The sequence below is a fragment of the Corallococcus silvisoli genome, assembly GCF_009909145.1.
In the GTDB taxonomy this organism is placed as follows: Bacteria; Myxococcota; Myxococcia; order Myxococcales; family Myxococcaceae; genus Corallococcus; species Corallococcus silvisoli.
Map to the genome: position 1 here is coordinate 92,485 of NZ_JAAAPJ010000027.1, position 14,583 is coordinate 107,067.

Below are 14,583 nucleotides of genomic sequence, written 5' to 3' on the forward strand. Positions count from 1 at the left end.
TCGCTTCGAAGAGGTCGGCCCACCCATGAGCACGTCGCTGTCCGGTCGGAAGGTCGCGGTGTTCGGGCTGGCCAAGAGTGGCGTCGCGGCGCTGCGCCTGCTCGTCCAGCACGGGGCGAAGGTGACGGCGCTGGACGCGCGCTCCGAGGACGCGCTCGGCGACGTGGCGAAGGAGCTGCACGCGAAGGGCGTGACGCTGGTGACGGGCGCCACGCCCCCGGGGCTGCTCACCCGCCAGGACCTGGTGGTGGTGAGCCCGGGCGTGCCGCTGTCGCTGCCGGAGCTGGAGAGCGCGCGCACGTCGGGGGTCCCCATCTGGGGGGAGATTGAACTCGCGGCGCGCATGCTGGAGGGCACGCGCCTGCTGGGCATCACCGGCACCAACGGCAAGAGCACCACCACGGCGCTCACCGGCGAGCTGTACGCGAAGGGCGGCCTGCGCACCTTCGTGGGCGGCAACCTGGGCCGCCCGCTGGCGGAGGCCGCGATGGTGCCCGGGGACTGGGACGCGCTGGTGGTGGAGCTGTCCAGCTTCCAGCTGGAGGGCATCCACACGCTCAAGCCCACCGGCGCGGCCATCCTCAACCTCACGCCGGACCACCTGGACCGCTACGCCAACCCCGCCGAGTACGGCGCGGCCAAGGCGCGCATCTTCATGAACCAGGGCGGCGCCAGCGACTTCGCCGTGGTGAACGCGGACGACGCGGCGGTGATGGAGCTGGCCGCTTCCGCGCGCGTGCCCGTGTACGGCTTCAGCCTCACCGGCCACCCGGTGGTGGGCATGCCCCGGCTGGCGGGGCTCGCGGTGTCCCGGCCCGGCGGCTTCCAGCTGGAGTTCGCCGGCGAGGACTACACGCTCACCAACCGCGCGCTCCGGGGCGCGCACAACGCGCAGAACGCGATGGCGGCGGCGCTGCTGGCGCGGCTGGGCGGCGTGTCGAAGGACGCGGTGCAGGCGGGGCTGGACAGCTACCCGGGCCTGGCGCACCGGCTGGAGAGCGTGCGCGTGCTGGACGGCGTGGAGTGGGTGAACGACTCCAAGGCCACCAACGTGGACTCCGTGCTGGTGGCGCTCAAGGCGTTCGCGGGCGGCGTGTGGCTCATCGCGGGCGGCAAGGGCAAGGGCGCGCCGTACGCGCCCATGGTGGAGGCGGGGCGGGGGAAGGTGAAGGGCGTGCTCACCATTGGCCAGGACGCGGACACGCTGGCGCGGGCGTACGCGAACGACGCGCCGGTGCACGCGTGCGGCGCGCTGGACGCGGCGGTGGCGAAGGCGCGCCAGCTGGCGGAGGCGGGGGACACGGTGCTGCTGTCCCCGGCGTGCGCGTCGTACGACCAGTTCAAGAACTTCGAGGACCGGGGCGACACGTTCAAGCGCCTCGTCGGGGCGCTCTGACCGTGATGAAGACCTCTGCTCCGGCCGCCCCCGTGCGGTTCGACCCCATCCTGCTGTGCGCGGTGCTGGCGCTGGTGTCGCTGGGCCTCGTGATGACGTACTCGGCCAGCGCGGTGCTGGCGCAGGACAAGCTGGGGGACAGCCTCTATTTCCTCAAGCGCCAGCTGTCCGCCGCGGGCCTGGGCCTGGTGGCCATGGCGGTGGCGATGAAGCTGGGGTGGCGGAAGCTGGCGCGGCTGGCGTACCCGCTCCTGCTCGTCGCCATCGTGCTGCTGGTCGCGGTGGCCATCCCGGGCATCGGCACCACGGCGGGCGGCGCGCGGCGGTGGATCCGCCTGCCGGGCTTCAGCCTCCAGCCCGCGGAGATCGCCAAGTTCGCGTGGCTCGTCTACCTGTCCTATTCGCTCGCGAAGAAGCGGGAGAAGGTGGCCACGTTCTCCATCGGGTTCCTGCCGCACCTGGCCCTGTGCGGCATCCTGGTGCTGCTGTGCATGCTCCAGCCGGACTTCGGCAGCAGCGTGCTGCTGGTGTTCATGCTCTTCGTGCTGCTGTTCGCGGCGGGGACGAAGCTCTCGTACCTGGTGGGCTCCGTGCTGCTCGCGCTGCCGCTGGCGTTCGTCGCCATCGCGACCAGCCCCTACCGCATGAAGCGCATCCTGGCGTTCCTGGACCCGTGGGCCCACCGGCACGACGTGGGCTACCAGGTGGCGGAGTCGCTCATGTCCATCGGCTCGGGCGGCATCACCGGCCTGGGGCTGGGGGACGGCCGGCAGAAGCTGTTCTTCCTCCCGGAGGCGCACACGGACTTCATCTTCTCCATCCTGGGGGAGGAGCTGGGCCTCATCGGCGTGGGCCTGCTCGTCGCGCTGTACGGCATCGTGCTCTGGCGCGGCATCCGCGCCAGCCTCGCGGCGGGGGAGACGTTCGGCACGTACCTGGGCCTGGGCATCAGCTCCATCATCGCGTTCCAGGCCACGGTGAACATGTGCGTGGCCATGGGCCTGCTGCCCACGAAGGGCCTGACGCTGCCGTTCGTGTCGTACGGCGGCACGTCGCTGGTGGTGCTGATGGGGTCCGCGGGGGTGTTGCTCTCGTTGAGCGCGAACACCCAGGGCGCGTCGCGGCCGGTGCGCGCGGGCTCCTCCGACCTGCGCGAGGTGGCGGCGTGAAGGTCCTCATCGCGGGCGGCGGCACGGGCGGCCACTTGTTTCCGGGCATCGCGCTGGCCGAAGAGGTCGTCACGCGCCACCCGAACAACGAGGTCGTCTTCGTGGGCACGGAGCGGGGGCTGGAGGCCCGCGTGGTGCCCAAGGAGGGCTACCCGCTGGAGTTCGTGAAGGTGCAGGGGCTCAAGGGCAAGGGCGTGGTCGGGCTCATCAAGGGCCTCATCGCGCTGCCGCTGGCGTTCCTGGCGTCGTTCCGCATCCTGTCGCGCCAGAAGCCGGACGTGGTGGTGGGCGTGGGCGGCTATGCGAGCGGGCCGGTGGTGCTGGCCGCGTGGCTGATGGGCATCCCCACCGCCATCCAGGAGCAGAACGCGCTGCCCGGCCTCACCAACAAGATCCTGGGCCGCATCGTGAAGGTCGTCTTCACCTCCTTCGAGGAAGCGCGCAATCACTTCCCGGAGGCCAAGGTGCAGATGATTGGCAACCCCATCCGCAAGAAGCTGATGGACAACTACCTGCGCAGCAGCGCCGCGCACGAGAAGTTCTCCGTCCTCGTCTTTGGCGGCAGCCTGGGCGCGCGCGGCGTCAACACCCGCGTGCTGGACGCGCTGGACGCGCTGGGGGATGTGAAGGAGCAGATCTCCATCGTCCACCAGACGGGGAAGCTGGACCTGGAGACGGTGCGGAAGGGCTACGCGGACAAGGGCTTCGCGGACGTGGCCACGGTGGTGGAGTTCATCGACGACATGTCCTCCGCGTACGCGAAGGCGGACCTGGTCATCTGCCGCGCGGGCGCCACGTCGTTGGCGGAGCTGACGGTGTGCAAGAAGCCCAGCATCCTGGTGCCCTTCCCGCACGCGACGGACAACCACCAGGAAGTGAATGCCCGCGCGCTGGTGGACGCGGGCGCGGCGGTGATGTTCCGCGAGTCGGAGCTCACCGGGCAGAAGCTGGCGGAGACGCTGCGCGGGCTGATGACGGACCCGGCGAAGCTCAAGCAGATGGCGAAGAAGGCGGGCATCCTGGGCCGCCCCGCCGCGGCGAAGGAGCTGGCGGACGTGTGCGTGGACCTGACCACCCAGGCCTGGGGCCCGGGCGGTCGCGACCGCGGACCGAAGGACGTGAAGAAGGCACCCGGGAGCAAGGCATGAACAAGTCCCTCACCCACAAGCCCGGCAGCCTCTTCAAGACGCGCCACGCGGCGCACGTGCACTTCGTGGGCGTGGGCGGCATCGGCATGAGCGGCATCGCGGAGGTGCTGCTCAACCTGGGCTACCGCGTGTCCGGCTCCGACCTGCGCGAGAGCGACATCACCCGCAGGCTCGCGAAGCTGGGCGCCACGCTCTACGAAGGCCACCGCGCGTCCAACCTGGTGCACGCGGACGTGGTGGTCATCTCCTCCGCGGTGCGCAAGGACAACCCGGAGGTGGTGACGGCGCGCCAGCGCAAGATTCCGGTCATCCCGCGCGCGGAGATGCTCGCGGAGTTGATGCGCCTGAAGTACGCGGTCGCCGTCGCGGGCAGCCACGGCAAGACGACGACCACGTCCATGGTGGCCACGGTGCTGTCGGCGGCGGGCCTGGACCCCACGGCGGTGGTGGGCGGCAAGGTGAACGTGCTCGACTCCAACGCCAAGCTGGGCAAGAGCGAGCTGATGGTGGTGGAGGCGGACGAGTCCGACGGCAGCTTCCTCAAGCTGCACCCGTCCATCGCGGTCGTGACCAACATCGACCCGGAGCACATGGACCACTATGGCGACCTGGAGACGCTCCAGTCCGCCTTCGTGGAGTTCTGCAACCGCGTCCCCTTCTACGGCCTCAACGTGCTGTGCCTGGACAACCCCAACGTCCAGGCGCTGCTGCCGCGCATCGAGAAGCGCTTCGTCACCTACGGCAGCTCGCACATGGCGGACTACCGGCTGGAGGGCATCTCGCTGGATGGCTTCACCACCACCTTCCGCGCCTTCCGCCGCGAGGAGGACCTGGGCGAGTTCCGCGTCCGGATGGTGGGCGCGCACAACGCCTTCAACGCGCTGGCGGTGGTGGCCATCGCGGAGGAGATGGACATCCCGCTGGAGACGGTGCGCTCCGCGCTGGCGGAGTTCGGCGGCGTGCAGCGCCGCTTCACCGTGCGCGGCGAGGTGGGCGGCATCACCGTGGTGGATGACTACGGGCACCACCCCACGGAGGTGATGGCCACGCTGTCGGGCGCGCGCCGCGCCTTCGGCCGCCGCGTGGTGGCCGCCTTCCAGCCGCACCGTTACACGCGCACGCACGACCTGATGAAGGAGTTCGCCACCGCGTTCAACGACGCGGACGTGCTCTTCGTCACCAGCGTCTACGCGGCGGGCGAGGAGCCCATCCCCGGCGCCACCGGCGACGCGCTGGCGGAGGCCATCCGTGCGCACGGCCACCGCGACGTGACGTTCATCGAGAAGCGCGCGGACGTGGCGAAGGCGCTCCAGGAGCGCGTGCGCGAGGGCGACCTGGTGCTGACGCTGGGCGCGGGCGACATCACCCAGGTGGGCCCGGACCTCTTGAACCTGATGGGCGCGGCGAAGGGCGGGTAGGGGATGGAGGCGGGCGCTGTCACTCTGCTCGCGGCGCGCGTGGCGCGCATGCCGGGCCTGGACGTCAAGCCGGGGGAGCCCCTGGCGCCACTCATCAGCGTGCGCGTGGGAGGTCCGGCGGAGGCCCTGGTGCGTCCGCGCTCGCCGGACGCGCTGGTGGACCTGCTGCGCTTCGCCCGCGACGAGGGCGTGCCCGTGACGGTGCTGGGCGGCGGCGCCAACACGCTGGTGGGCGACGGCGGCGTGCCGGGGCTCACCGTGAAGCTGCCCTCGGACTTGTTTCCGGAGGCGCTGGACGTGGGCGCGGACGACGGGCGGGTGACGCTGGGCACCGGCGCGGCCATCGCCCGCCTGGTGAACGTGATGCGGGCCCAGGGCCTGGTGGGCGCGGAGTTCCTCGCGGGCATCCCCGGCACCCTGGGCGGCGCCGTCACCATGAACGCGGGCACCAAGAACGGCGAGTGCTTCCGCGTGGTGGAGGCCCTCGAGGTCGCCACCGCGGACGGCGTGGGGTGGTTGACGAAGGCGCAGGTCCCGTACGCCTACCGCCATGCCACGCTGCCCCCCGGAGGGATCGTCACCCGCGTGCGCTTCCACCTGCCCAAGGGCGATGTCGTGGCCAGCAAGGCGACCATGGACGCGGACCTGGGCTACCGCAAGCGCACGCAGCCCTTGAGCCAGCCCAACTTCGGCAGCGTGTTCACCAACCCGCCGGGCGACCACGCCGGGCGGCTGATTGAACTCGTCGGCCTGAAGGGGCACACGCTGGGACGCGCGCAGGTGTCCACCCTGCACGCCAATTGGATCGTCAACCTGGGCGGCGCCGCCGCCCGCGACGTGAAGGGCCTCATCACCCTGATGCAGACGCGGGTGCTGGAGGCCACGGGCGTCGCCATGCACCCCGAAGTCAAGAGCATCGGAGTCTTCCTTCCATGAGCATCGGTCCCCGAGGCTTCACCCCGGCCGAGTTGAAGGCCAAGCGCGTGGGCGTGCTGTACGGCGGCCTCTCCAGCGAGCGCGAGGTCTCCCTGCGCACCGGCGCCGCGGTGGCGGGCGCGCTCCGGGGCCTGGGCTACGACGTGGTGGACATCGACGTGGGCAAGGACCTGCCCGCGCGCCTCATCGCGGAGAAGGTGGACGTGGCGTGGCTCGCGCTGCACGGCCGCTTCGGTGAGGACGGCTGCATCCAGGGCCTGCTGGAGGCCATGTTCATCCCCTACACCGGCAGCGGCGTGATGGCCTCCGCGGTGGGCATGGACAAGGTGTACGCGAAGGAGATCTTCGTCGCGCGCGGCATCCCCACGCCGCCCTACCGCGCCTTCGCCACGGCGGAGGCCGCGCTCGCGGAGGCGGACCGGCTGCCGTTCCCCTTCCCGGTGGTGGTGAAGCCCAGCCGCGAGGGCAGCAGCGTGGGCGTGCACATCTGCAAGACGCGCGGGGACTACACCGCCGCGGTCGAGGACGCGGCGCGGTACGCGGGCACGCTCCTGGTGGAGCAGTTCATCAAGGGCCGCGAGGTCCAGGGCGGCGTGCTGGACAACGAGGCCCTGGGCGTCATCGAGGTCAAGGCCGCTCGCGAGTTCTACGACTACGAAGCGAAGTACAAGGCGGGCAGCGGCACCCAGTACCTCTTCCCCGCGCCGCTGCCGCCGGACCTGTACGCGCGCGTCAACGCCGTCTCCCTCGCCGCGCACCAGGCCCTGGGGTGCGCGGGCGGGTCGCGCTCGGACGTCATCGTCACGGACGCGGGCGACGTGTTCCTGCTGGAGATCAACACGCTGCCCGGCATGACGGCTTCCAGCCTGTTGCCGAAGATCGCGGCGGGGCGGGGCATCGACTTCCCGGCCCTCTGCGAGCGGCTGTTGCAGGGCGCTTCGCTCAAGGCCTGAGCCTCGCCGCACCGGCGCTTCGCGCACTCGCGGTGACGCGCGGATGGCGCGGCGACGGGATGGTCGGGAGGCCCAGGCCCCTTCACCTGCCCGGGGAGGCCCGGCTCACCGTCAAGCGAGCCGGGCCCAGGGTCACGGGCTCCGGAAGGTGTCGAGCGAGGGGCAGTAGGTGGCGTACCCGTGACCGGTGAGGGCGCCGTTCTCGTAGGTGCCGTTCACGTCGAAGGCCACGAAGTGCGAGGCGGGAGGGGCGCCCGCCTTGGCGCAGGTGGGGCAGAGCGAGGCCGCCACCGGCGTGAAGGTGAGGCTCGTGCTGTGGAGGAAGTACGCCGTGGTGAGCACGCCCTCGAAGTCGACCAGCGTCGCGGTCGGCTCGCCCGCCGCGGAGCCTGTCTGCGGCGTCGCGTCCACCGGCACCTTCACCGAGTAGACGTTGACGAGCTGAGGCGGGAGGTCCGAGACCTCGGACGGGCACTCACCCGGCGCGCCGTTGTTGAGCTCGATCCACAGCTCCCACGGGTCCCCGGGCTTCGCGGGCTCGTCATAACCGAAGTAGGCGTTGGTCAAGGTTCGCGACGTGCCATCCAGTCGGATCGTGGCCGCCGTCTCCTTGCAGGTACCCTCGCAGACGGTGAACGGTTCGGTCCCGGTGCCCGCGTCGGGCGTGGTACCAGCGTCGGACTCGGTACCAGCGTCGGGCGTGGTGCCCGCGTCGGATTCGGTACCAGCGTCGGACTCGGTACCAGCGTCGGGCGTGGTGCCCGCGTCGGACGCAGTGCCCGCGTCGGACTCAGTGCCCGCGTCGGATTCGGTGCCAGAGTCGGGCGTGGTTCCCGCGTCGGACCCGGTGCCGGAGTCGGGCGTGGTGCCCGCGTCGGGCTCGGTGCCTGCGTCGTTCTCGGTCCCTCCGTCGGACCCGGTGCCAGAGTCGGGCTCGGTGCCCGCGTCCAGATGGGTGCCTGCATCCGCCTTGGTGCCTGCGTCCAGGCCCGCGTCCGGTGTCGGATCGTCGGTGTCGGAGCCACAGCCGGAGAATGCGGAAACAGTGGTGAGAGAGATAACCAGTAGGGAGAGAATCGAGCGTTGCAGGTTCATGCCGCGGATTGTCACGGGTTCGTTGCGCGGATGCGAGCCGAACCGACACCCTGCGTCATGAACGAGGCTCGTTCCTCTGGCGACGCCCGTCACACCGTGCCGTCCGGCCACCTGCCGAAGCGCTCCCGCGCGGTGCATGTCCGGTCGCGGGAGTCCAAACGCACGCCTCGCACCGCCCGCATGCGGTGGGCCTCCTGCGTGAAATACCCGCATCCTCATTCAGACGTTCCCACTTCCATGGAAGCCCAGGCCTCCTCGCGAAGCGGCCCGCGGAAGCGGTCACGCGCGTTTAATCCGCAAGAACTGGCGTGACCGCCGTCTTTCTACGGCATCCACTCCAAGGCCTCGCAGGGGCGTGCGGAATCTCCAGCCGACGGTGACTCAGGCCGTAGGCGTTCGTCGCCCATGGAGGCGTGGAAAAGCAGCAACTCTTGAGGGCACAAGTCAGAGAACCCTGCCCATTCAGGAAGAGATGGCCCAACATCCAATCCGGGGGTGGTAAATACCCCAGCCTCTCTCCAGACCCGAGATGACGCGCGTGAAGAGCCCGAGTGGCAGCGAAGAACGGGGCCTGGTCGGGCCCGCGGGTGTGAGCGTCGAGAGCGCCCTCGTCAGCACCGCGAGGGCGGTCCCCTGGAAGTTCAAGGGGGGCGAGTACGAGTGTCCGCCGCACCCTTCACGAGCCCTCTGCGAAGCGAGAAGCCCCGCACCCGATGAGCGGGCCGGGTTCGCTACAGCGACGTGCCTGTAGCCAAAAACTGGCGTGGTTCGAAGTCCGCACGCAGCATGCGCCTCCCGACTCATGGCCTTTGGAAAAACCAAGAACCGCCGCCGCCTGGACGCCGCACCGCGCAACGACGCGGTGAAGGGCGCCGTCCGTTCGCACGGGGCGATGGTGGTGAAGGCGTTGGGGTTGGCGGTGGCGACGGCGGGGCTCATCTGGGGCGGCAGCGAGCTGCGGGCCTGGGCAGTGGTGTCGCCTCGCTTCGCGCTGGAGTCGGTGTCCTTCTCCGGGTTGGAGCGGGCCTCGCGCCCGGAGCTCTTGAAGCTGTCGGGGCTGACGGCGGGGCAGAACCTGTGGACGCTGGACCCGGCGGCGCTGGCGCGGTCCATGGGGCAGCACCCCTGGGTGCGCAAGGTGGAGGTGACGCGGCGGTTTCCGCGCGGAGTGTCCGTGGAGGTGTCGGAGCACGCACCCGCGGCGCTGGCGGTGCTGGGCGACCTGTACGTGCTGGACGAGGAGGGCGAGCCCTTCAAGCGCGTCACCCCGGGGGACGGGCTGGACCTGCCGCTCGTCACCGGCGTGGAGCGCGACGCGTACGTGGCGGACGCGGACTCGGTGCGCGCGAAGTTTCGCGAGGCACTGGATGTAACCCGAGCTTATGCGCGGCTGTCGCCCGGGCGATCCGAGCGGCTGTCCGAGGTTCGCCTGGAGAACAGCGGACTTGCGCTGGTGACGGCGACGGGGCAGGAGGTGCGCCTTGGCGCGGGCGATACGGAAGTCAAGCTCCAGCGGCTGGCGCGCGTTCGTCGCGAGCTCAGCACGAGAGGGCTTGCAGCCGCGATCATTCGCCTGGATAACCGTGCCCGACCGGGTTGGGTGGCGGTGAGGCTTTCGAGTGGGTCCGACTCCGAGAGGAGCGGGGACTCGACGCAGTGAGGATGCTTCCTTCACGAAAGTGAGGGAGCCTGGGAGGAGTCATGGCGAAGCAGAAGTCGGGGGAGATCATCGTCGGCCTCGACATCGGCACGACGAAGATCTGCGCCATCGTCGGCGAGCTGACCGATAGCGGTATCGACATCATCGGTATCGGCACGCATCCGTCGAAGGGATTGCGCAAGGGCGTCGTGGTCAACATCGAGGCCACGGTGTCGTCCATCCGGCGCGCCGTGGAGGAAGCCGAATTGATGGCCGGGGCGGAGATCTCCCACGTCTACACGGGGATCGCCGGTGGCCACATCAAGGGCTTCAACTCCCAGGGCATCGTCGCGGTGAAGGACAAGGAGGTCCGCGACGCGGACATCGCGCGCGTCATCGACGCGGCGAAGGCGGTGGCCATCCCCCTGGACCGGGAGGTCATCCACGTCCTGCCCCAGGAGTTCATCATCGACGACCAGGGCGGCATCAAGGAGCCCCTGGGCATGGCCGGCGTGCGCCTGGAGGCCAAGGTGCACATCGTCACGGGCGCCGTCTCCAGCGCGCAGAACATCGTCAAGTGCGCCAACCGCACGGGCCTGAACGTCTCCGACATCGTGCTCCAGCCGCTGGCTTCGGCCGAAGCGGTGCTGAGCGAGGACGAGAAGGAGCTGGGCGTGTGCCTCGTCGACATCGGCGGCGGCACCACGGACATCGCCATCTTCTCCGGCGGCTCCATCGTCCACACGGCGGTGATTGCCCTGGGCGGCAACAACCTGACGAGCGACATCGCCATCGGCCTGCGCACCCCCGCGCACGAAGCCGAGCGCATCAAGCAGAAGTACGGCTGCGCGCTCGCGTCGATGATCAACAAGGACGAGACGATCGAGGTGCCCAGCGTGGGCGGCCGTCAGCCGCGCGTCCTGGGCCGGCAGATCCTCTCGGAGATCCTGGAGCCGCGCGTGGAGGAGATCTTCCAGCTCGTGCACCGTGAAATCCAGAAGTGCGGCTACGAGGATCTGCTCGCCTCGGGCATCGTCATCACCGGCGGCTCGACGCTGCTGGCGGGCATGCCGGAGCTGGCGGAAGAGGTGCTGGGTCTGCCGGTGCGCCGGGGCATGCCGCGCGGCATTGGCGGCCTGGTGGACGTGGTGAAGAGCCCCATGTACGCCACGGGCGTGGGCCTGGTGGTCTACGGCGCCAAGCACATGGACCGGCGCATGTTCCGCATCCGCGAGGACGGCAACGTCTACAAGAAGGTGAAGGGCCGGATGCGCGAGTGGCTGGAAGAGATCTTCTAGGCGGATCCGGTGCGGTGACGCGCTGAGTCGGGGCTCCCTTCGGGGGGCCCTTTCGCGTTTCTGGGGCCGGTGTCCGTGTCCGGGGGCGGACCTGACGCGTCAGGTAGGGACGATGACGCGTCAGCGGGGGACGCCGGAATGGTCCAGTTTCTGGAATTTGGATCCACCTTCCGGACGTCGGCCGTAGGCACGGCGAGCGAGCGGCGCAAGTGCCTGAATTTGGTGGGAATGGAAATCCGACAGAGGATGGCGCCCGGCTTGCTAGGGGGCTGTGGCCCCCAGAACGCATCCCGCCGTTCCCGGTGGGCCTCTGACCTTATGACTCCACAAAAAACTACGCGGTTGCTGACGCGCCTGCCGGGAGTTCGCCGCTCCGCCGCGGGCCTCCTGGCCTTGCTGTGCGCCGTGCTGATGGCGCCCCCCGCGTCCGCGGAACCCGACACCTTCGGCCTGGGAAATGGCCACAACGGCGCGCTGACGGTCGCCGCGGGCAACGCGGTCACCATCAACACGTACGCGCGGCTGACCGCGAACGCGGCCGCGGGCTCGTCGTTCGTGACGGTGGGTGACACGACGGGCTTCGCCGTCGGTGACCTGGTGATGGTGTTCCAGTCCACTGGCTACACAGGGACGGTGACCTCCGGCAACCAGGGGCCGTTCGACTTCTCGTCGGACCCGGTGGGCCGCTGGCAGTTCGCGCGCGTGACGGCGCTGACGGCCACCCGGCTCACCTTCGGTTCGCCCCTCACGGTGGCATTCACGGGTGGCACGTTGGCCAGTCGCACCTCGGCGCAGGCCATCCGGGTTCCTGAGTACACGACGGTGACGGTCGATGCGGGCGGCAGCATCACGGCGAAGGGTTGGTCCAACGATGCCGACGAGACGGACAACCTGGGTGGCCTCGTGGTGTTCCTGGCGCAGGGCGCGGTCACCAACAACGGAACCATCTCCGCCAATGGCGCGGGCTTCCGCGGTGGTGGGTACTTCAACGGGGACGGTGACAACTGCACGCAACTCGACCAGGCGTGGCCGGGCGGCGCCATCAAGGGCGAGGGAGTCGTGCCGGGCCGCTTCAAGCTCTCGCCGACCTTCCCGGTGCCTGCGGGCACGGCGGGCCGCGGCAACATCCTCAACGCGGGCGGCGGCGGCATCTGCCACAACTCCGGCGGCGGCGGTGGTGGCAACGGCGGACAGGGTGGCATCGGAGGCCGGACGTGGACGGGTGACACCGCCCCGGCGCGCCCGGTGGGTGGCCTCGGTGGCGCGAAGATGAACTTCCTCCCGACGACGCGCGTGCTCTTTGGCGGTGGCGGCGGTTCGGGGCACGGCAACGACGGCGTGGGCGGCGGCGGCGGCAACGCGGGCGGCATCGTGTTCATCCGTGGCGGTTCGCTGGCGGGTGCGGGTCGCATCAGCGCGGACGGTTCAGCGGGTGTGGGCTCCCAGAACGACGCGGCGGGTGGCGGTGGTGCGGGTGGCACGCTGTCGCTGCGGTTCAATGGCGGGCTGAGCTGCACCACCGGCAACGTCTCCGCGAAGGGTGGCAACGGCGGCAGCAGCAGCGCTGAAGAGCACGGCACGGGCGGCGCCGGCGGCGGCGGCAACATCTTCCTCCAGGGCGCGACCCTCAACTGCACGACCACGCCCGCCACGGCGACCTCCGGGGGCCTTCCGGGGACGCAGGCGCTCGGGAGTTCAATCTATGACGGTGCGACGTACGGTGCGGCGGCTGGCAACGTCGGCGTCGTCAACACGCTCACGTCCGCGCTGACCACGCCCGCGGCGCCGGTCGTCGTCACGCCGGCCAACGGCTCGACCACGTCCAACCGGACGCCCGCCTTCACCGGTACGGGCCCGGCGAACACGACCATCGTCGTTATCGTGGACAACGTGGAGATTGGCCGGACGACGTCCGATGCCTCGGGCAACTGGACCTTCACGCCCACCGCGCAGCTCACCGTCGCGGCCCACTCCGTGTACGCGTACGCGGAGACCAACGGCCAGGCGAGCACCAAGAGCAACACGAACACCTTCACGATCGTGGCGGCGCCGACGGTGGCAATCACCGCTCCGGCCAACGCCTCCACGGTGACCAACCCCAACAACGTGACGGTGACGGGCACGGCCGCGAACGCGACCTCCGTGACGCTCACCGTCAATGGCACCACCACCTACGGTCCCATCACGGTGACGGGCGGCGCCTGGAGCCAGGTCCTGGCCCCCAGCCCGCTGCCCAATGGCACCTACACGTTGTCCGCAGTGTCTCGGAACGCCGCGGGTGACACCAGCGCCGCGGCGACCTCCACCTTCACGGTGGCCGGGCCGACGGTGGCCATCACGACGCCGGCCAATGGCTCGACGGTGACGAACCCGAACGTGACGGTGACGGGCACGACGGCGAACGCGACGAGCGTGACGGTGACCTTCCAGGGGACGAACTACGGTCCCATCACGGTGGATGCCTCTGGCAACTGGAGCCAGGCGCTGCCCGGCCCGCTGGCCAACGGCAACTACACGGTGACGGCGGTGTCCCGGAACGCCGCGGGCAACACGGGCAACACGGCGACGACCACCTTCACGGTGGCTGTCGCGACGCCGACGGTGGCCATCACCACGCCGGCCAACGGCGCGACGGTGACGAACCCGAACGTGACGGTGACGGGCACGGCGACGAACGCGACGAGCGTGACGGTGACGTTCCAGGGCACCAACTACGGCCCCATCACGGTGACGGGCGGCAACTGGAGCCAGGTGCTCCCGGGCCCGCTGGCCAATGGCACGTACACGGTGACGGCGACGTCCACGAACGGCACGACCACGAGCACGCAGGCCTCGTCCACCTTCACGGTGGCGGGCCCGACGGTGGCCATCAGCGCTCCGGCCAACGGCTCGACGGTGACGAACCCGAACGTGACGGTGACGGGCACGGCGGCGAACGCGACTACGGTGACGGTGACGTTCCAGGGGACGAACTACGGCCCCATCACGGTGACGGGCGGCAACTGGAGCCAGGCGCTGCCCGGCCCATTGGCCAACGGCACGTACACCGTGACGGCGACGTCCACGAACGGCACGACCACGAGCACGCAGGCCTCCTCCACCTTCACGGTGGCCGGGCCGACGGTGGCCATCACCACGCCGGCCAACGGCGCGACGGTGACGAACCCGAACGTGACGGTGACGGGCACGGCGGCGAACGCGACGAGCGTGACGGTGACGTTCCAGGGGACGAACTACGGCCCCATCACGGTGACGGGCGGTAACTGGAGCCAGGCGCTGCCCGGCCCATTGGCCAACGGCACGTACACCGTGACGGCGACGTCCTCGAACGGCACGACCACGAGCACGCAGGCCTCGACCACCTTCACGGTGGCGGGCCCGACGGTGGCCATCAGCACGCCGGCCAACGGCGCCACGGTGACGAACCCGAACGTGACGGTGACGGGCACGGCGACGAACGCGACGAGCGTGACGGTGACGTTCCAGGGGACGAACTACGGCCCCATCACGGTGACGGGCGGTAACTGGAGC

At 70.2% G+C, this 14,583-nt stretch carries 10 protein-coding genes; 9 read left to right on the top strand and 1 reads right to left on the bottom strand.

The genetic code is table 11. The annotated features are described in order from the left end of the window. Nucleotides 1–25 precede the first annotated feature (25 nt). Genes murD through GTY96_RS35290 form a run of 6 tightly spaced genes read left to right on the top strand, consistent with a single transcriptional unit; the run spans nucleotide 26 to nucleotide 7,020 of the window. On the top strand, nucleotides 26–1,396 hold the full coding sequence (gene murD / locus GTY96_RS35265; RefSeq protein ID WP_143899850.1) for a UDP-N-acetylmuramoyl-L-alanine--D-glutamate ligase: 1,371 nt from the start codon (nucleotides 26–28) through the stop codon (nucleotides 1,394–1,396). A gap of 5 nt (nucleotides 1,397–1,401) precedes the next feature. Continuing rightward, nucleotides 1,402–2,565, top strand: a complete 1,164-nt coding sequence (gene ftsW / locus GTY96_RS35270) for a putative lipid II flippase FtsW (RefSeq protein WP_161667022.1) — start codon at nucleotides 1,402–1,404, stop codon at nucleotides 2,563–2,565. Further along, nucleotides 2,562–3,713: an undecaprenyldiphospho-muramoylpentapeptide beta-N-acetylglucosaminyltransferase gene (gene murG, locus GTY96_RS35275; RefSeq protein WP_161667023.1), complete on the top strand. Its 1,152-nt coding sequence runs from the start codon at nucleotides 2,562–2,564 to the stop codon at nucleotides 3,711–3,713. Before ftsW ends, murG begins: the two co-directional genes overlap by 4 nt. Continuing rightward, a complete protein-coding gene (gene murC, locus GTY96_RS35280) occupies nucleotides 3,710–5,131 on the top strand; it encodes a UDP-N-acetylmuramate--L-alanine ligase (RefSeq protein WP_143899843.1) in 1,422 nt (473 codons plus the stop codon). Before murG ends, murC begins: the two co-directional genes overlap by 4 nt. Before the next feature lie 3 nt (nucleotides 5,132–5,134). After that, nucleotides 5,135–6,067, top strand: coding sequence for a UDP-N-acetylmuramate dehydrogenase (gene murB, locus GTY96_RS35285; RefSeq protein ID WP_143899841.1), 933 nt, complete (start codon nucleotides 5,135–5,137; stop codon nucleotides 6,065–6,067). Continuing rightward, nucleotides 6,064–7,020 carry a D-alanine--D-alanine ligase gene (locus GTY96_RS35290; protein ID WP_143899839.1) on the top strand — a complete coding sequence of 319 codons (957 nt, stop codon included), beginning with the start codon at nucleotides 6,064–6,066 and terminating at the stop codon, nucleotides 7,018–7,020. Before murB ends, GTY96_RS35290 begins: the two co-directional genes overlap by 4 nt. 132 nt (nucleotides 7,021–7,152) lie before the next feature. Here the strand turns inward: GTY96_RS35290 and GTY96_RS35295 are convergent, their stop codons facing one another. Then, a complete protein-coding gene (locus tag GTY96_RS35295; protein ID WP_201756681.1) occupies nucleotides 7,153–8,115 on the bottom strand; it encodes a hypothetical protein in 963 nt (320 codons plus the stop codon). Between the two features lie 802 nt (nucleotides 8,116–8,917). Here GTY96_RS35295 and GTY96_RS35300 point away from each other — a divergent pair. The 3 genes from GTY96_RS35300 to agmC all read left to right on the top strand — a co-directional run. Next, nucleotides 8,918–9,775 carry a cell division protein FtsQ/DivIB gene (locus tag GTY96_RS35300; protein ID WP_143899837.1) on the top strand — a complete coding sequence of 286 codons (858 nt, stop codon included), beginning with the start codon at nucleotides 8,918–8,920 and terminating at the stop codon, nucleotides 9,773–9,775. A 41-nt stretch (nucleotides 9,776–9,816) separates the two neighbouring features. After that, nucleotides 9,817–11,052 (top strand): cell division protein FtsA, encoded by a 1,236-nt coding sequence (ftsA, locus tag GTY96_RS35305; RefSeq protein WP_014398878.1) that lies wholly within the window; start codon nucleotides 9,817–9,819, stop codon nucleotides 11,050–11,052. Between the two features lie 342 nt (nucleotides 11,053–11,394). Further along, on the top strand, nucleotides 11,395–14,583 hold a 3,189-nt coding region (gene agmC / locus GTY96_RS35310), incomplete at its 3' end, for an adventurous gliding motility protein AgmC (RefSeq protein WP_268904001.1).